This is a genomic window from Streptomyces lienomycini, assembly GCF_027947595.1.
GTDB lineage: Bacteria > Actinomycetota > Actinomycetes > Streptomycetales > Streptomycetaceae > Streptomyces > Streptomyces lienomycini.
The window spans coordinates 7,687,137-7,703,790 of record NZ_CP116257.1 but is presented as its reverse complement, the minus strand read 5'-3'; the positions used below and the strand labels follow the sequence as shown (position 1 = coordinate 7,703,790).

General features: G+C 74.8%; 17 protein-coding genes, 1 tRNA gene, 1 other RNA gene and 1 pseudogene. 8 read left to right on the top strand and 12 right to left on the bottom strand.

Translation table 11 applies throughout. The features are described 5' to 3' along the window. Positions 1–6: 6 nt before the first annotated feature. The gene (locus BJ961_RS35190; protein ID WP_271416795.1) at positions 7–561 is read right to left on the bottom strand and encodes a tRNA adenosine deaminase-associated protein; all 555 of its coding nucleotides are present in this window, start codon (positions 559–561) and stop codon (positions 7–9) included. A gap of 319 nt (positions 562–880) precedes the next feature. Beyond that, entirely contained in the window at positions 881–1,129 is a 249-nt protein-coding gene (locus BJ961_RS35185; protein WP_271416794.1) for a hypothetical protein, read from the bottom strand. A gap of 139 nt (positions 1,130–1,268) precedes the next feature. Between BJ961_RS35185 and upp the strand changes: the two genes are divergently transcribed. Next, complete coding sequence (gene upp / locus BJ961_RS35180; RefSeq protein ID WP_271416793.1) at positions 1,269–1,904, top strand: uracil phosphoribosyltransferase; 636 nt, start codon at positions 1,269–1,271, stop codon at positions 1,902–1,904. A 15-nt stretch (positions 1,905–1,919) separates the two neighbouring features. On the opposite strand, the gene BJ961_RS35175 is transcribed toward upp, so the two are convergent. The 7 genes from BJ961_RS35175 to BJ961_RS35145 all read right to left on the bottom strand — a co-directional run bounded on the left by BJ961_RS35175 (position 1,920) and on the right by BJ961_RS35145 (position 5,994). Next, positions 1,920–2,534, bottom strand: a complete 615-nt coding sequence (locus BJ961_RS35175) for a LytR C-terminal domain-containing protein (protein WP_271417267.1) — start codon at positions 2,532–2,534, stop codon at positions 1,920–1,922. A 147-nt stretch (positions 2,535–2,681) separates the two neighbouring features. Next, positions 2,682–2,978 (bottom strand): type II toxin-antitoxin system VapB family antitoxin, encoded by a 297-nt coding sequence (locus tag BJ961_RS35170; RefSeq protein ID WP_003999914.1) that lies wholly within the window; start codon positions 2,976–2,978, stop codon positions 2,682–2,684. Positions 2,979–3,144: 166 nt separating this feature from the next. Next, entirely contained in the window at positions 3,145–3,279 is a 135-nt protein-coding gene (locus BJ961_RS35165; protein WP_271416792.1) for a hypothetical protein, read from the bottom strand. An 88-nt stretch (positions 3,280–3,367) separates the two neighbouring features. After that, positions 3,368–3,709 (bottom strand): hypothetical protein, encoded by a 342-nt coding sequence (locus BJ961_RS35160; RefSeq protein ID WP_271416791.1) that lies wholly within the window; start codon positions 3,707–3,709, stop codon positions 3,368–3,370. An 85-nt stretch (positions 3,710–3,794) separates the two neighbouring features. Then, complete coding sequence (locus BJ961_RS35155; protein ID WP_271416790.1) at positions 3,795–4,478, bottom strand: HdeD family acid-resistance protein; 684 nt, start codon at positions 4,476–4,478, stop codon at positions 3,795–3,797. 171 nt (positions 4,479–4,649) lie between these two features. Further along, entirely contained in the window at positions 4,650–5,243 is a 594-nt protein-coding gene (locus BJ961_RS35150) for an HhH-GPD-type base excision DNA repair protein (RefSeq protein WP_271416789.1), read from the bottom strand. Between the two features lie 25 nt (positions 5,244–5,268). Then, entirely contained in the window at positions 5,269–5,994 is a 726-nt protein-coding gene (locus BJ961_RS35145; RefSeq protein WP_271416788.1) for a siderophore-interacting protein, read from the bottom strand. 93 nt (positions 5,995–6,087) lie between these two features. Between BJ961_RS35145 and BJ961_RS35140 the strand changes: the two genes are divergently transcribed. The 5 genes from BJ961_RS35140 (at position 6,088) to BJ961_RS35120 (ending at position 12,434) form a co-directional block, all read left to right on the top strand. Beyond that, positions 6,088–8,184, top strand: a complete 2,097-nt coding sequence (locus BJ961_RS35140; RefSeq protein WP_271416787.1) for a penicillin acylase family protein — start codon at positions 6,088–6,090, stop codon at positions 8,182–8,184. Next, positions 8,177–8,803, top strand: a complete 627-nt coding sequence (locus tag BJ961_RS35135; protein WP_271416786.1) for a GNAT family N-acetyltransferase — start codon at positions 8,177–8,179, stop codon at positions 8,801–8,803. The genes BJ961_RS35140 and BJ961_RS35135 overlap by 8 nt, the downstream gene beginning before the upstream one ends. Further along, entirely contained in the window at positions 8,800–9,291 is a 492-nt protein-coding gene (locus tag BJ961_RS35130) for a cupin domain-containing protein (RefSeq protein ID WP_271416785.1), read from the top strand. The genes BJ961_RS35135 and BJ961_RS35130 overlap by 4 nt, the downstream gene beginning before the upstream one ends. After that, the gene (locus BJ961_RS35125) at positions 9,288–10,064 is read left to right on the top strand and encodes an SDR family NAD(P)-dependent oxidoreductase (protein ID WP_271416784.1); all 777 of its coding nucleotides are present in this window, start codon (positions 9,288–9,290) and stop codon (positions 10,062–10,064) included. Before BJ961_RS35130 ends, BJ961_RS35125 begins: the two co-directional genes overlap by 4 nt. Before the next feature lie 564 nt (positions 10,065–10,628). After that, positions 10,629–12,434 (top strand): copper resistance CopC/CopD family protein, encoded by a 1,806-nt coding sequence (locus BJ961_RS35120; RefSeq protein WP_271416783.1) that lies wholly within the window; start codon positions 10,629–10,631, stop codon positions 12,432–12,434. A 127-nt stretch (positions 12,435–12,561) separates the two neighbouring features. Here the strand turns inward: BJ961_RS35120 and BJ961_RS35115 are convergent. From BJ961_RS35115 to BJ961_RS35105, 3 genes and pseudogenes are all read right to left on the bottom strand, one after another. Further along, positions 12,562–13,292: pseudogene (locus tag BJ961_RS35115) on the bottom strand (alcohol dehydrogenase catalytic domain-containing protein). 168 nt (positions 13,293–13,460) lie between these two features. Continuing rightward, entirely contained in the window at positions 13,461–14,237 is a 777-nt protein-coding gene (locus BJ961_RS35110; RefSeq protein WP_271416782.1) for an SDR family oxidoreductase, read from the bottom strand. Positions 14,238–14,335: 98 nt separating this feature from the next. Next, a tRNA-Ser gene (locus BJ961_RS35105) sits at positions 14,336–14,423 on the bottom strand. Between the two features lie 74 nt (positions 14,424–14,497). On the opposite strand from BJ961_RS35105, the gene ffs reads away from it, so the two are divergent. Continuing rightward, positions 14,498–14,592, top strand: an RNA gene (gene ffs, locus BJ961_RS35100) — signal recognition particle sRNA small type. A 46-nt stretch (positions 14,593–14,638) separates the two neighbouring features. After that, on the top strand, positions 14,639–16,540 hold the full coding sequence (locus BJ961_RS35095) for a DNA polymerase III subunit gamma and tau (RefSeq protein ID WP_271416781.1): 1,902 nt from the start codon (positions 14,639–14,641) through the stop codon (positions 16,538–16,540). Positions 16,541–16,654: the final 114 nt, after the last annotated feature.

Here is a 16,654-nt window from a genome sequence, read left to right as displayed (position 1 = left end):
GCGCGGTCAGCGGACGGTCTCCAGGACGTCCGAGGCGCCCAGGGCCTCGGCGATCTCCCCGACCGCGTCCCCGGACATCGAGCGCAGCTCCTTCTCGCTCACGCCGAGGTCGTCGAGGACCTCGGCGTCACCGACCGGTCCGTGCGGCACGGCCTCGCCGGAGCCGGTCGACGCGTCGCCGCCGCCGTCACCGTCACCGCCGTCCTCGTCGTCGTCGGACTCGCCGTCCTCCGTGCCGTCGAGGTCGAGGGCGTCGAGATCGTCGCCGTCGTCACCGGGGTCCCGGCCGAGCAGCTCGTCGGTGAGCAGGATCTCCCCGTAGCTGCTGCGGGCGGCCGCGGCGGCGTCGGAGACGTAGATGCGGGGGTCCTCCTCGCCGTCCACGCGGACGACTCCGAACCACGCGTCCTCCTGCTCGATGAGCACGAGCACCGTGTCCTCGTCGGGAGAGGCCTCCCGGGCCAGGTCGGCAAGATCCGACAGGGTTTCCACATCGTCGAGCTCTGTGTCGCTCGCTTCCCACCCGTCTTCGGTGCGCGCGAGCAGTGCGGCGAAGTACACCGTGACTCTCCCACTGGTCCTAGGCGTGCCGGTTGGGGATCCCCCCGGCGGAGGCTACGGGCGGGGGAGCGGTGCTCCGAGCCCCACCCACTCGGAATCGTGGCAGAAACAAGGCACTCAGGGGACGTCTTCGCCACCCTGTGTCCGGCGGTTTCGACCGGCGCCCGGAACAGACGCGTCCGAGCAGCCGCCCAGCAGCGCTCTCGTCGCCACCACGTGCGGATCGTACGCGGATTCTCGCGGTCCCCGCGTCCGTCCGTCACCACCAACCCCGGCGCGGCGCGCGATCTTCCCCGGCCGGGCCAGTCTCCCGGGGGAGCTACCAGCGGAAGGTGCGCATGCGCATCGCGTGCCGCAGCCGGGCGGTCTTGGCGCGGCGCGGCTGCACGCGGTCCCGCAACTGGCGGGCCTCCGCCAGATCCCGCAGGAACTGGGCCCGGCGCCGCCGCCGTTCGGCCTCTCGCGCGGGCTCCGGATCACGCTCCGGCTCCGCGCTCGGCTCGGCCCCGCGTCCCGTCCCCCGCCGAGCCCCGGGGGTCGGCGTGTGGGGGAAGTCCCGGTCAGGCACAGTCTCACCACCCAGCGTTCGTCCCTCCCGCCTTCCCCCGGTCGGGCGGTTTGACGCCCGCGAACGAGTGGCGGGCCCGTCCCCGGCCTTGCCCGCCGCGGGGACGCCGCCCCCACGGGGCCCGGTTACTGTGGTGGGCATGCGTCTCCACGTCGTCGACCACCCCCTGGTCGCCCACAAGCTCACCACGTTGCGCGACCGCCGCACCGACTCCGCGACCTTCCGCCGTCTCGCCGACGAGCTGGTCACCCTGCTCGCCTACGAGGCCACGCGCGACGTGCGTACCGAACAGGTCGACATCCAGACACCAGTCTGCCCGACCACCGGCGTCAAGCTCTCCCACCCGCGTCCGCTGGTGGTGCCGATCCTGCGGGCCGGTCTCGGCATGCTCGACGGCATGGTCCGGCTGCTGCCGACCGCGGAGGTGGGCTTCCTCGGCATGGTGCGCAACGAGGAGACGCTGCAGGCATCCACGTACGCCACGCGCATGCCGGACGACCTGTCCGGTCGCCAGGTGTACGTCCTGGACCCGATGCTGGCCACCGGCGGCACCCTGGTCGCGTCCATCCGGGAGCTGATCAAGCGCGGCGCCGACGACGTGACGGCCGTGGTGCTGCTCGCCGCCCCCGAGGGCGTCGAACTCATGGAGCGCGAGCTGGCCGGCACCCCGGTGACGGTCGTGACGGCCTCGGTCGACGAGCGTCTCAACGAGAACGGCTACATCGTCCCGGGCCTCGGCGACGCGGGCGACCGGATGTACGGAGCGGCCGAGTAGGACCCGGAGCGCCGCTCAGCAGCTCTTCTTCTCCACGGCGGGGGCCGGCCGCGGCGCGGTCAGCGCGGCCAGCGCCGCGTCGGCGTCCGCGCCCTTGGCGAGTCCCTTGAAGCCGTTGCCGATGATCAGGTCGACGGTGGCGCCCTTGCGGGCCGCGTCGGCGCGGTGTTCGGCGCCGGGGAGCTGGGTGCCGAGCACGGTGAGCGAACTCTTCAGGGAGGCGGCCGGGCCGAGCAGCAGGCCCGTGCCGTCGACCTTCTTGTCGTACTCCTCGGGCGCGTTGCTCACCTCGCCCACGCGGAAGCCGCGCTTCTTCAGCTCGTCGGCGGTCTTCTGCGCCAGGCCGCCGCGGGTCGTCGCGTTGAGCACGTTGACCGTGACCTGACCCGGCTTCGGCAGCACCGCGGCAGCTGGCGAGGCGCTCGCCCGCGCGGGGGCGACACAGCCCGCGGCACCGGCCGCCGAGGCCTTGTCGCCGCCGGTGAAGACGTCGATGAGCTGCAGCGTGCCCCAGCCGAGCACACCGAGCACGGTGACGCAGGCGACGGCGACGAACGCGAACCTGCCGCGTCGTCGGACCGGGCGCATCCGCGGGTACTTGTCCCCCGTGATCTTGTACTGGCCACCCATGCCGGGAGGAGTCAGCATGCTCATGAGCGCAGAGTAGTGCGCCGGAGCGGCGATGCCTATTAGATGATCAGTCGACGTTCCGTGGTTCGGTGCAAGGCAACCCGAAAGGGTCAAGCGGAAGCCTCGCCGACGGCCGTCGGGGCCCGGTCAGTCCAGTTCGAGGACGCGGGCGTGCAGCACCTGGCGCTGCTGCAGCGCGGCGCGCACCGCCCGGTGCAGACCGTCCTCCAGATACAGGTCGCCCTGCCACTTCACGACGTGCGCGAAGAGGTCGCCGTAGAAGGTGGAGTCCTCGGCCAGCAGCGTTTCGAGGTCGAGCTGGCCCTTGGTCGTCACGAGCTGATCGAGGCGGACCGGGCGCGGTGCGACGTCCGCCCACTGCCGGGTGCTTTCCCGGCCGTGGTCGGGGTACGGCCGGCCGTTTCCGATGCGCTTGAAGATCACACGGAAAGCCTACCGGCCCGGACGTTGCGGGCGCAGCCATGGCGCCGGAGTGCGGCGCCGGAAAAGACGCCGTAAACGGGAGCAATGGGTTGTCCGCCGACCGTGCGGGTTCTTCCGCCGGCGGCGGAGACGGTGTGTGACCCGCCTCCGCCGCCCGGCCCTCCCGTCAGGCACGCCTCCGTTCCCGTACGGGGAGCCGCTGTTCGCCGGGGGCCTGCGGGGCGGCGCCGGGCTTCGGGGTGCGGCGGGCGGCCTCGGCGCGCAGAAGGGCGCGCAGGACGGCGTAGGGGTCGCTGGGCATGGGTGGTTCCTCGTTCCTGGTGGTCGCGTGGTGGTCGCGTGGTGTCCCTGTCTCGCGGGGGACCGGCGGGCGAGCCGGTCCGGCCCGGTCAGCAGCGCAGGACCACGGAGCGCGGGCCGCGCGGGGAGGGCGGCGGCCCGACCGGAGGGAGGAGGTCGCGGCGGACGCGACGGCCGGCCGCGGGGGACGGCGGAGCCGGCCGGACCGCGGCGGCACGCCGGCCGCTGCGGGCCGGGGTGCGCAGGGCGGTGTCGAGGTGGTCGTGCTCCGCGGCGGTACCGCCCGAGGCGGCCGCCTGGACGACCGGCGCCGCCTGGGCCGTCGCATGGGCGCACGGCACCACCAGGGCGAGCAGCAGGACCAGCAGTACCCGCGGCCAGGCGCTACGGCGCGCGGCGCGTGCGGCAGGGGCGTGCGGGGCGGGTCTCACCTGGGTCCTGTCCCCGCCCGGCGTGCGCCGCCCCTCGCGCCGGGGAGGAGAACCGCCCGCTCGGCGTACGGAAGGGCGGCGCCGTTCACAGGCTGCGGGGGACCCGGCCCGCCTGTCCGCGCAGCCGCAGGGACGTGACGATCTCGACGACGCCGACGACGACCAGCCACCAGCCGCCGACCAGCATGAGGACGGTGGCCGACTCGACCGGCGAGTCGATCAGCACGATGCCGGCGACGACGGTGACGACGCCGAGGAAGACGTGCCAGCCGCGCGCGGGCATCGCCGGGTCGTGCGCGGCGGCCACGATCTGCGTGACGCCGCGGAACAGCCAGCCGATGCCGATCCACAGCGCGAGCAGCAGCACCGACTGCAGCGGGCCGCGGAAGCAGAACAGCCCCAGCAGGATCGACACGGCGCCGCTGATGAAGGCCAGCACCCGCAGCGAGGTCCTCCGGTGCGTGCCGAAGGCGGCGGCCAGCTGGAGGATGCCGCTGATGACGAGGTACAGGCCGAAGAGCACTCCGGCCGCGAGCAGCGACGCCCCGGGCCAGACCAGGACCAGCACGCCCAGGACCAGTGAGGCGACCCCCGTGAACAGCACGGTCTGCCAGGCGGCGCGGGACAGCAGGTGCAGGGGCCCCTCGAACGCGGGTTCGGGCTCGTGCTCCCGCGGTCCGGCGCCCGGCTCGTGGGCGCCGTGCCGGGCGTGCACCCCGCGGTCGTCGTACGGTGCCCCGCCCGGGGGCCCGCCAGGTGGTTCGGTCATGCCCCATGCTGCGAGCGCGCCCGGCGCCCCCGCCACCGGAGAGCACCCGCGCGACTGACGCGGCGCCCCGCCCGGCCTCCCGGCTCGGCGGCAACCGGGCCGGGGAGGCGCGTACCGCGCCACGCGCACCCCCGCCGAACCCGTGATCCCCGCCGATCCCGCGATCCCCGCCTACGTGCCGGAGGCCTTCGCCGCCTTCGCCGCCGCCTTCATCTCCTGCTTGTGCGCCCGCACCTTCGTCAGGGACTCCGGCCCCCTGATGTCCGCGACCGACCGGAAGGAGTCGGGCTCCCCGTACGCCCCCGCGGCCTCGCGCCACCCCTCGGGGCGGACGCCGAGCTGCTTGCCGAGCAGCGCCAGGAAGATCTGGGCCTTCTGCATGCCGAAGCCCGGCAGTTCCCGGAGCCGCTTCAGCAGCTCCCCGCCGGTGGACACGCCCCGCCAGACGGCCTCGGCGTCACCGTCGTACGTCTCGACGAGGTACCGGCACAGCTGCTGCACCCGCCCCGCCATCGACCCGGGGTAGCGGTGCACGGCCGGCTTCTCGGAGAGCAGCGCCGCGAACCCCTCCGGGTCGTACGCCGCGATGTCGTGCGCGTCCAGGTCCTCCGCGCTCATCCGCCGGGCGATGGTCGACGGTCCCTTGAACGCCCACTCCATGGGCACTTGCTGGTCCAGCAGCATGCCGACCAGCGCGGCGAGCGGGCTGCGTCCGAGGAGTTCGTCGGCCTCGGGGTCCTGGGCGAGGTGAAGTGTGACGTCCATGGTCCCGATGATCGCGCGTGCGGGCTCAGGTCGCGCGCCAGTACCCCAGCGCGTTCACCCGCTGCTTCGCCACCCCCAGGTCCTTGCGGACGTACGAGGCCAGCGTCCGCGTGGTCGCCGTGTCGCAGGCGATCCAGACGTACGGCTCCGGGGCGGACGCCAGCAGCTCCGGCAGCTCCTCCCTCACCCGTGCCACCAGCCCCGCACCCGCGTCCCGGCGCGGAACCGCGCGGACCTCGTGCCGCTCGGGGTCGGCGCGGAAGGGCAGGCCGTCGTCCGTGGCGCCCTCGAACCACACCGTCGCGGGCACCGGCCCCAGCGCGTCGAGCAGGGAGTTGAGCGCGGGCAGGGACGCCGGGTCCGCGACCGCGAAGACACGGGAGGGCAGGGGCCGCGGTACCTCGAACCCCGTGCCCTGGACGGTCGCCTCGATCGTGTCCCCCGGCTTCGCCGCCCGCGCCCAGTCGCTCGCGCACCCCTCGTGCAGGGCGAACTCCATGGCGAAGGTGCCGGCCGCCGGGTCCGGGTCGACCAGCGTGTACCCGCGCTGGTGCGGCCTGCCCGCGTTGTCGAACCACAGCCGTACCCACATCGTGGGGTGGACGCCGGTCGCCGCCAGCATGCCGCCGTCGCTCAGCCGCAGCCGCCGGTAGTGCGGGGTCACGTCCTCGGCGTCCGTCACGGTGAACTCGAAGTCCTTCGCGCGCATCAGCTTGAGGACCGCGCCCTCCCAACCCCGCCCCTGCCCCATGATTCCTCCACCCTTCACGTACTATTCGGCCACGACGTCCATTAACTTAGGTGAGCCTAACCTAAAGGTCTGAGGGAAAGCAGAGGCACAGGGGTGAGCGCCGAGACCTACCGCGACGCCTGGGGGATCCCGCACCTGCGCGCGGACACCCCGCTCGAACTCGCCCGCGCCCAGGGCCGGGTGACGGCCCGGGACCGCGCCTGGCAACTGGAGGTCGAGCGGCACCGCGCCCAGGGCACCTCCGCGTCCTTCCTCGGTCCCGAGGCCCTGTCCTGGGACCGCCTCGCCCGCCGCGCCCGCCTCGCGGACACCGCCCGCCGCTGCTTCACCGCCCTGGAGGCGAACGACCCGGAGACGGCCGCCTGGGTACGGGCGTACGTCGACGGCGTGAACGAGGGGCTGGCCGGAGCCCCGGAAGACGGCCCCGCCCCCGAGTTCGCCCGCACCGGCCTGACCCCCGGCCGCTGGGAGCCCTGGACCCCGCTCGGCGTCTGGCTCGCCACGCACCTCCTCTTCGCGGGCTTCCCCGCCAAGCTCTGGCGCGAGCACATCACCGCCCACCTCGGCCCGGAAGCCGTCCCCCTGTTCGCCGCCGACGGCCCCGGCACCGCGGGCAGCAACGGCTGGCTGGTGAGCGGCGAGCGGACCACCACCGGGCACGCGCTCATCGCGGGCGACCCGCACCGCTTCATCGAGGACCCCGGCGTCTACCAGCAGATCCACCTCTCCTGCCCGGAGTTCGACGTCGTCGGCCTCGCCGTGCCCGGCATCCCCGGCATCGCCCACTTCGGCCACACCGGCACGGTCGCCTGGGCCATCACCAATGCCATGGCCGACTACCAGGACCTGTACCGCGAGCGCCTGCGCCGCACCGGCGCCGGCGTGGAGGCGCTCGGCCCGGACGGCGTCTGGCGCCGCGCCGCCCGCCACACGGAGACGGTCGAGGTCGCCGGGGAGCCGGGCGGGCGGGAGTCCGTGGAGGTCGAGGTCATCGAGACCGACCGGGGACCGGTGATCGCCGGCGGCCCCGAGGGCCTGGACGACGGCACCCCGGCCGCCCTCAGCCTGCGCCACCCGCCCCGCGTCACCTCCGACCTCGGCTTCGGCGCCCTGCTGCCGCTGCTGCGGGCCCGCACGGTCGCCGACGTGGACCGCGCCCTGGACGCGTGGACCGAGCCGGTCAACGTGGTGCAGGCCGCCGACACCGGCGGCGGCCTGCTGCACCGGGTCGCGGGCCGGGTACCGGTACGGCCGGACGCGAACCGCCTGCGCCCCGTGCCGGCCTGGGAACCCGGCCACGAGTGGACCGGCTGGCACACCCCGCCCCGCGCCGGCCTCACCGGCGGCGTCGCCGTGATGGCCAACCAGCGCGGCCCGGCCGCCCCCCTCGGCGTCGAGTTCGCCCCGCCGCACCGCGCCGACCGCATCGCCACCCTGCTCGCCGGCCGGGAGCGCTGGTCGGCGGCGGACATGCCCGCGATCCACACCGACACCCACCTGGGCTCGGCGGGCCCCCTCCTGGACCACCTCGCCGCCCTGACCGGCCTCACCCCCGAGGCCGCCGCCCTCCGCGACCGCCTCCTCGCCTGGGACCGTCGCATGGACGCCGACAGCACCGGCGCGGCGGCCTACGCGGCGGTGCGCACGGCGGTCGTACGCGAACTGGCGGCGCACCCGGTCCTGGCCGCCGCCTCCGCCGCACCCGCCTACCCCGAGGCGCTCCTGCCGTGGCTCGCGCTGGTACCGCGCGTCGCGTACGCCCTCGAACACCTCCTGCGCGCGGACGGGCTGTACGGCATCGACCGCGCCGCGGCCGTCCGCGCGGCGCTGGAGGAGGTCGCGGCGCGCGGGCCCGCCGGAACGTGGGGCGACACCCACCGCCTGGCTCCGTGGCGTGCGCTGCCCGGCGCCACCGCCCACGCGGACGAACCCGGCCTCTCCGGCGACCACGACTGCGTGCTGTGCACCTCCCCCGTGCCCGGCCTCACCGACCGCGCCGCCCGCGGCCCGGCCGCCCGGTACGTCTGGGACCTGGCCGACCGCGCGGACAGCCGCTGGGTGGTGCCCCACGGGGCCTCGGGCATCCCGGGCTCGGCCCACCACCGCGACCAGCAGCCCCTGTGGCTCGCCGGGGAACTCGCCCCGGTGGTCACCGACTTCGACCGGCTCACGAAGGAGACCGATGACTGACCCGCGCCCGGCCCCGTCCCCGTACGCCTCCCGCGTCCCCGTCCACGAGCAGCGGCTCGACGGCTTCGGAACCGTCCGGATCCTCCCCCTGGACCCCGCCGCGGACGCCGCGGTCGTCCACGGCTGGGTGAGCGAGGAGCGGGCGGCCTTCTGGGGCATGAACGGGCTGACGCGGGACCAGGTCGCCGAGGTCTACGCCCACATGGACACGCTCGACACCCACCACGCCTTCCTGGTCGTCAAGGACGGCGAGCCGGCCGCCCTGCTCCAGACCTACGACCCCGCGGCCGACCGGGTGAGCGAGTGCTACCCCGCCGAGCCCGGTGACGTCGGCGTCCACCTGCTGCTCGCGCCCACCGGCACCGGCGGCGCGCGGCCCGGCTGGACCGCCGCGCTGTCGGGCGCCCTCATGACGTACGTCCTGCTGGGCCTGGACCGGACGCGGATCGTGGTCGACCCGGACGTCGGCAACGACAAGGCGATCGCCCGCTTCCTCCGGCTCGGCTTCACCGCGGGACCGGCGGTCGTCCTGCCCGAGATCGACCTGCCGGACGTGTACCTGCCGGAGAAGAAGGCACAACTCGCCTTCCTCCGCCGGGAGGTAGCGTTCGCCGGGTGACTTCCGCGCCGACCGCCGAGGACCTGATCACGTACTACGGGATGGAGCCCATCCCGCGCGAGGGCGGCCTGTACAGACGCACCTGGGCCGGCCCCGAGGGCCCGGACGGACACCCGGCGGGCTCGGCCATCGTGGCCCTGCTCACCACCCGTCCGGGTGACTTCTCCGCCCTGCACCGCCTGCCCGTCGACGAGGTCTGGCACTTCTACCTCGGCGACCCGCTGGAGCTGCTGCTCCTCGCCCCGGACGGCGGCACCCGCACGGCCGTACTGGGACCGGACGTCCTGGGCGGACAGCACGTGCAGTTCACGGTCCCCGCCGGAACCTGGATGGGCGGCAGGGTGGCGGCGGGCGGCGCGTGGTCGTTCTTCGGCTGCACGATGGCGCCCGGATTCACCCCCGGGGACTACGAGCACGGTGACGCCGCCGACCTCGCGGCGCGTTACCCGGCCGAGGCCGCGCGGATCGTGGAACTGTGCCGTCCATGAACCCGCCCACACGTCTCCTCGACGGCCAGGTCGCCCTGGTGACGGGCGCGGGCGGCGGCATCGGCCGGGGGATCGCGCGGCGGTTCGCCGAGGAGGGCGCGGCGGTCGCGCTGCACTGCCGTACGGCGGTGGCGGCGGCACGGCAGGTGGCGGAACGGATCCGGGACGGCGGGGGCGCGGCCACGGTCCTGCGCGCCGACCTCACCGACGAGGACGCCTGCCGGCGCGTGGTCGCCGAGGCCGCCGAGTGGGGCGGCGGACGGCTCACCGCGCTGGTCAACAACGCGGGTGTGCAGCCGCTTCGGGAACTGCCCGGCATGACGGCCACCGAGTGGCGGACGGTGCTGGACACCAACCTCACGGGCGTCTTCGCCTGCACGCAGGCGGCGGCCGAGGTCATGCGGGCCCAGGAGGGCGGCGGCACGGTCACCCACATCGCCTCCATCGAGGCCGGCGCCCCCGCTCCCGCCCACGCGCACTACAGCGCCTCCAAGGCGGCGGTCGTGATGCACGCCCGTTCGGCGGCCCTGGAGTACGGCCCGTGGGGAGTGCGGGTCAACTCCGTCTCGCCCGGCCTCGTCGACCGTGAGGGCCTCGCCGAGTCCTGGCCGGAGGGCGTACGGCGGTGGCGCCGGGCAACGCCGACGGGACGGCTCGGGCGCCCCGAGGACGTGGGCGACGCGTGCGTGTTCCTCGCCTCGCGGCTGGCGTCCTGGGTGACCGGCCACGACCTGGTGGTGGACGGCGGGGTGACGGCACGCCCGTCGTGGTGAGAGCCCGCCCGGCCCACCGGTGAGCGGAGCGGGCCCCACGTCCGTACGTATCGGCGAGGCAGTGGCTCCCGACGACGGAGATGCGACGTGAGGTGTGGTGACGGCGCGCGCGCCGGAGACCGGGTACGAGGGGGCGAACGGGCCCGCGACCAGCGAGGAGACCGCCGAGCCCGACGGACCACGACCGAACACCGACCGGCCCGGCCTGCACGGGCGCCCCGGGCCGACGGAAGCGAGCATGCCGGCGGGGTTGGCAGGGTCGCCGGGGCTAGGGGGGCTGCCAAGGTTGCCGGGACTGCCGGGGCTGACGGGGCTACGGAGGCTGGCGGGGCCACCTGGGCTGTCGGGGCTAGCGGGACTGTTGGGGTCACCTGGGCTGCCGGGTCTGCTGGGACTGGCGGGGCCACCTGCGTTGCCAGGGCTGCCATGGTCGGCAGGGTTGGCGGGGCCGTCAGGGCTGTTGGGGTTGGCAGGACTGCCGGGGTCACCGGGACTGCCAGGGGCGCCGGGGTCGACGGGCGGTCCCTTCCGGGGTGCCCGGGCGGGCGGGGGGTTCGGCGGCTGGTGCTGGTGGGCGCCGTGCTGGTCCTGCTGCTCCTCGGTGGCGCGGGCCCGGCGTCCGCGCATGCCGCCCTCGGCTCCAGCGTCCCCGAGGACGGCGCCGTCCTCCAGCGGGCCCCCGGCGACGTCACCCTGGCCTTCAGCGAGTCCGTCGGCCTGCGCGACGACTCCTTCCGCGTCCTGGACCCGGGCGGCCACCGCGTCCGCACCGGGGCGACCGGACACGCCGACGGCCGGTCCGACACGGCCCGGGTCGCGCTGCCGGGCGAGCTGGGCGAGGGCACGTACACCGTCGCCTGGCGGGTGGTGTCCGCCGACAGCCACCCCGTCTCGGGCGCCTTCACCTTCTCCGTGGGCCGGCCCTCCCCGACGGCCGCGCCCGCGGACACCGGCCCCACCGAGGACCCCCTGACCGCGACCCTCCACAAGCTCGCCCGCTACCTCTCCTACCTCGCCGCCGCCCTGCTCATCGGCACCGCCGCCTTCGTCGCCCTGTGCCGCCCGCCGGACCCCGCCCCGCTGCGCCACCCGCTGGCGGCCGGCTGGTGGACCCTGCTGGGCGCCACCGTCGCACTGCTGGTGCTGCGTGCCCCGTACGAGGCGGGGACGGGCCCGGCGACGGCCCTCGACGCGGGCGCGCTCGCCGACACCCTCACCGCGCGCCCCGGCGTGCTGCTGCTGATCAGGCTGGCGCTGCTGGGCCCGGCCGCTCTGTTCCTCGTCCGGGTCTCACGCGCGGACCGGTACCGGCGCGGCCCCCTCGCCGGCGCGGTGGGCGGCGCACTGGCCGTCGCCCTCGCCCTGACCTGGGCCGCCGCGGAGCACGCCGCCGCGGGAATCCAGGTGCCGCTCGCCCTCACCTCGTCCACGCTGCACCTGCTCGCCACCGCGGTCTGGTTCGGCGGCCTCGTCGCCCTGCTCCTCACCCTGCGCTCCGCCGCCTCGGACGCCGCCACGGCCGCCCGCTTCTCCCGCGTCGCCTTCGCCTCGGTGACGGTCCTGGTGGCCACGGGCGTCTACCAGTCCTGGCGCGGCCTCGGCTCCTGGCAGGCCCTCACCGGGACGACGTACGGCAGGCTGCTGCTGGTCAAGGTAATCCTGGTGTCCGTACTGCTGGCCGCGGCGGCGGTGTCCCGGAGGTGGACGGCCGTGTCGGCGACGGCGGCGACCGCCGTGCGCGGGCCCGACCGCGTGCCCGAGCGGATCCCGCAGCCGGCGGGCGGCCCACCGGTTCCGGTACCGGTACCGGAACCGGAACCGGAGTCGGAGTCAGGGCCGAAGTCGGCCGACGCGGCCGACGCCGCCACCCTCCGCCGCGGCCTGCGCCGCTCCGTCCTCGCGGAGGCGGTCGTCGCCGCCGCCGTCCTGGCGGTCACGACGGTGCTGACCGGTACCCCGCCCGGCCGCGCGGCGGAGGAGGCGGCGCGGACGGCCGCACCGGCGGGCGGTGTGCTGCCCGCGTCCGTGACCACCATCCCGTTCGAGATCGGCACCGCCGGACGCGGCACGGTCGGACGCGGCACGGTCCAGATCACCCTGGACCCCGGCCGCACCGGCGACAACGCCGTCCAGGCCGTCGTCTTCGGCCCCGACGGCAGCCTGGCCGCCGTACCCGAACTGCGCCTCTCCTTCACCCTCGCCGACCAGCACGTCGGCCCCCTCCACGCGGACCTGGTCGACCGCGGCGGGTACTGGAGCGCGAACACCCTCACCCTGCCGCTCCCCGGCACCTGGACGATGAAGGCGACGGTCCGGGTGTCGGAGACCGACCAGGTGAGCGAGACCCGGCGGATACGGGTGGAGCGGTAGCCGCCGGCCCGGCGTACGGCCGAGCGCGGGCGGCGCTCCGCCGGGGCGGACCTTGCCGGAGTACGGAAGCCCCGGCCCCTCTCCGGCTGCGCGCGCCGGGGCCCTGGCGGAGGCTACGCGGCCGCCGCTACGGGTGCAGGACCACCTTCGTGTAGCCCTCGATCCGCTTGTCGAACTTGTCGTAGCCGGACGGAGCCTGGTCCAGCGGCAGTTCGTGGGAGACGACGAAGCTCGGCTTCGCCCGGCCCTCGATGATCAGGTCGCGCCGCGCAGCAGCGCCGAGTACGCGGCCATCAGACCGACCGGCCCCGCCCCGTACACCGCGACGCTCTCGCCGGGACGGACCTGGGCGAGTTCGCAACCGTGGTAGCCGGTGGGGAAGATGTCGGCGAGCAGGATGAAGTCGCTCTCGTGCGCGTCGCCCCGAGGCAGCTTCAGGCAGTTGAAGTCGGCGTAGGGGACGCGCAGGTACTCGGCCTGGCCGCCCTGCCAGGGGCCCATGGAGACGTAGCCGTACGCTCCGCCCGCGAAACCGGGATTGACCGTCGTGCAGTACCCGGTGTACCCGGCGACGCAGTTGACGCAGAAGCCGCAGGCGACGTTGAAGGGCATGACCACGCGGTCGCCCTTCTCCAGACCGGTGACGCCCTGACCGACCTCGTCGACGATCCCCATGTTCTCGTGCCCGAAGACGATGCCGGCCTCGGCGGCGGTGCGTCCCTCGTACATGTGCAGGTCGGAGCCGCAGATCGCGGTCGACGTGACCTTCACGACCACGTCGTTCGGGTGCTGGATGTCCGGCTTCGGAACGTCTTCGACCGCGACAGAGAACGGCCCTTTGTAGACGACGGCCTTCATGATCGACACCTCCGCTCGTCGATCCCCCCGGTTGATCCTGATTCTCCCGGTACTCCCGATACCTGTCTTCAGGGTCGTCCGGTCCACGCGACGGGGCAAGTCTCCACGTGCGGCACGGTGCCGCGGCCGGAAGCTCCGGGGGCGGGGCACGTGGACCCCGCGCCCCGGCTACTCGGGAAACGGGCCGCGGACCGAGACCCCGCCGTCCAGCACGATCTGCTGGCCGGTGATGTAGCGGGCCTGGTCCGAGGCCAGGTAGACGGCCGCGGTGGCCATCTCGTCCGACGTGCCGTAGCGGCCGGCCGGGATCTCCGGGACCCACTCCGCGGAGGGGCCGGCGTTGACGGCGGTGCTGATCGCCCCGCCCGCCACGACGTTCATCCGGATGCCGTCGGCCGCGTACTCGGCCGCGACGGTCCGCGCCAGGCTGTACAGGCCTGCCTTGGCCGCGCCGTAACCGGCCTGCTTCGGCGCGGCCATGAAGCCGGTGACGGAGCCGATGCCGACGATACTGCCGCCCGTGCCCTGCTCCAGGAACAGCCGCAGCACCCGGCGCACCGCGCGAGCCACGTAGCGCAGGTTGAGGTCGTAGACGGTGTCCCAGTCCTCGTCGGTCATCTCGTGCAGCCTGACCGCGGGTACGAACGCCACCTGCCCGCCCACCACGGTGATCAGCACGTCCAGCCCGCCGAGCCGTTCGGCCGCGCCCTCGATCACGCCGTCCAGCTGCTCGCGGGAACGGACGTCGCCGCTCAGCGCGTGGGCGACGTGTCCGGCCGCCCGCAGTTCGTCGGCCGCCTCGGCCGCCCGCGCGGCGTCCACGTCGGCCACGGCCACCGCCGCCCCGGCCGCCGCACAGGAACGGACGATGCCGCGGCCGATCCCCGCCCCGCCACCGCCGATCACCAGAGTCCGCTTGCCGTCGAGCCTGTCCAACCCGGTCATGCACCCCTCCACCCGCTGCGACCAGAACTGAGACCAGAAACGTCGAAGGCCCCCACTGCGAGCAGTGGGGGCCTTCGACATCGTGCCCGGTGAGGCACTGGCGGAGGATACGAGATTCGAACTCGTGAGGGGTTGCCCCCAACACGCTTTCCAAGCGTGCGCCCTAGGCCTCTAGGCGAATCCTCCGCAGAGAACATTACATGACGCCGGAGAGTGCTTGCGAACTCGTTCTGAGGCCCCCACATCGGGTAACGTGTGGCCCAGCCCCTCACGCGGCGCTATCTGACTGAACTCCCCCAGGGCCGGAAGGCAGCAAGGGTAGGTCGGCTCTGGCGGGTGCGTGGGGGGCGTCTCCTTTGCGGGCGGTCCGGTTGTCAGTGGGCGCCTATAACCTCGTATGCGTGTCGTCTCTCGCGCTCTACCGCCGTTACCGCCCGGAGTCCTTCGCCGAGGTCATCGGGCAGGGGCATGTCACCGACCCGCTGCAGCAGGCGCTGCGGAACAACCGGGTCAATCACGCGTACCTGTTCAGCGGTCCGCGCGGGTGCGGCAAGACGACCAGCGCCCGGATCCTGGCCCGCTGTCTGAACTGCGAGCAGGGCCCCACGCCCACCCCGTGCGGCGAGTGCCAGTCCTGCCGCGACCTCGCGCGCAACGGGCCGGGTTCGATCGACGTCATCGAGATCGACGCCGCCTCCCACGGTGGTGTGGACGACGCCCGTGACCTGCGCGAGAAGGCCTTCTTCGGACCGGCCTCCAGCCGGTACAAGATCTACATCATCGACGAGGCCCACATGGTCTCCCCGCAGGGCTTCAACGCCCTGCTGAAGGTCGTCGAGGAGCCCCCGGAGCACCTCAAGTTCATCTTCGCGACCACGGAGCCCGAGAAGGTCATCGGCACCATCCGGTCGCGCACCCACCACTACCCGTTCCGGCTCGTGCCGCCCGGCACCCTGCGCGACTACCTCGCCGAGGTGTGCGGCAGGGAGGGCATCGCGGTCGAGGAGGGCGTGCTGCCGCTGGTCGTGCGGGCCGGCGCGGGGTCCGTGCGTGACTCCATGTCCGTCATGGATCAGCTGCTCGCCGGCGCCGCCGCCGACGGTGTGACGTACGACATGACCACCTCCCTGCTCGGCTACACGGACGGCTCGCTGCTCGACTCCGTCGTCGAGTCGTTCGTCACCGGCGACGGCTCCGCCGCCTTCGAGGTCGTGGACCGGGTGATCGAGGGGGGCAACGACCCGCGGCGCTTCGTCACCGACCTGCTGGAGCGCCTCCGTGACCTGGTGATCCTCGCCGCCGTGCCCGACGCCGCGGAGAAGGGGCTCATCGACGCCCCCGCCGACGTCGTCGAGCGGATGCAGGCCCAGGCGAGGTCCTTCGGCTCCGCCGAGCTGAGCCGCGCCGCCGACATCGTCAACGAGGGCCTCACCGAGATGCGCGGCGCCCACTCGCCGCGCCTCCAGCTGGAGCTGATCTGCGCCCGCGTGCTGCTGCCCGCCGCCTACGGCGACGAGCGGTCCGTCATGGCGCGGCTGGACCGGATCGAGCGCGGGGTGCAGTTCTCGGCGGGCGCGGGCGCACCCGCCATGGGGTACGCGCCCGGACCCGAGGCGCATGCCGGAACGGGGAGCGCGGCCGGTGCGGGGGGCTTCGCCGCCCCGGTTCCGCCCGCCGCCGCCCCGGTTCCGCCGGGTGGCAGGCCCGCCGCGGCGCGGGCCGCGGTACGGGGGCCGGGCTCCGGTGCCCCGGCGGGGGCGGGTGCGGGTACGCCGGGCGGCGGGTCGTCCTCCGGTGCGGCCACCGGTGCCGGTCCCTCGCCCGATGCCGGTGCCGGTGCCGGTGCCTCGTCCGACGCGGGTGGCGGCCCCGCCGACGGTGGGCCCGCCGGTGGTGGGTCTGCCGGTGGCGGGCATCCGCAGGCGGCGCCCGCTCCGGCCGCCGGTCCCACCCCGGCGCCGCATGCCCCGGCGCCCGCCTCCGCTCCTGCCTCGGCGCCCGCGCCGGGCGCCTGGCCCACCGCGGCTCCCGCCGGGGCGGCCGACGCCCCGGCGGGTGGCCCACGGCGGCGCCGACGGGCGGTGGCCAGCCTCGGACACCGGCCGCACCCGGCCCCGCCGCGACCCCGGCGGCCGCACCGGTCCCCGCGCCGGCCGCTGCCGCCCCGGCAGCCCCCGCGCCAGGCTCCGCGCCGACGGGCGGCTCCGGGGTCGACCCGCGCTCGCTCTGGCCCAACATCCTGGAGGCGGTCAAGAACCGCCGCCGCTTCACCTGGATCCTGCTCAGCCAGAACGCCCAGGTGACCGGTTTCGACGGCACCTCCCTCCAGCTCGGCTTCGTCAACGCCGGGGCGCGCGACAACTTCGTGAGCAGCGGCAGCGAGGACGTCCTGCGGCAGGCCCTGGCCGAGCAGTTCA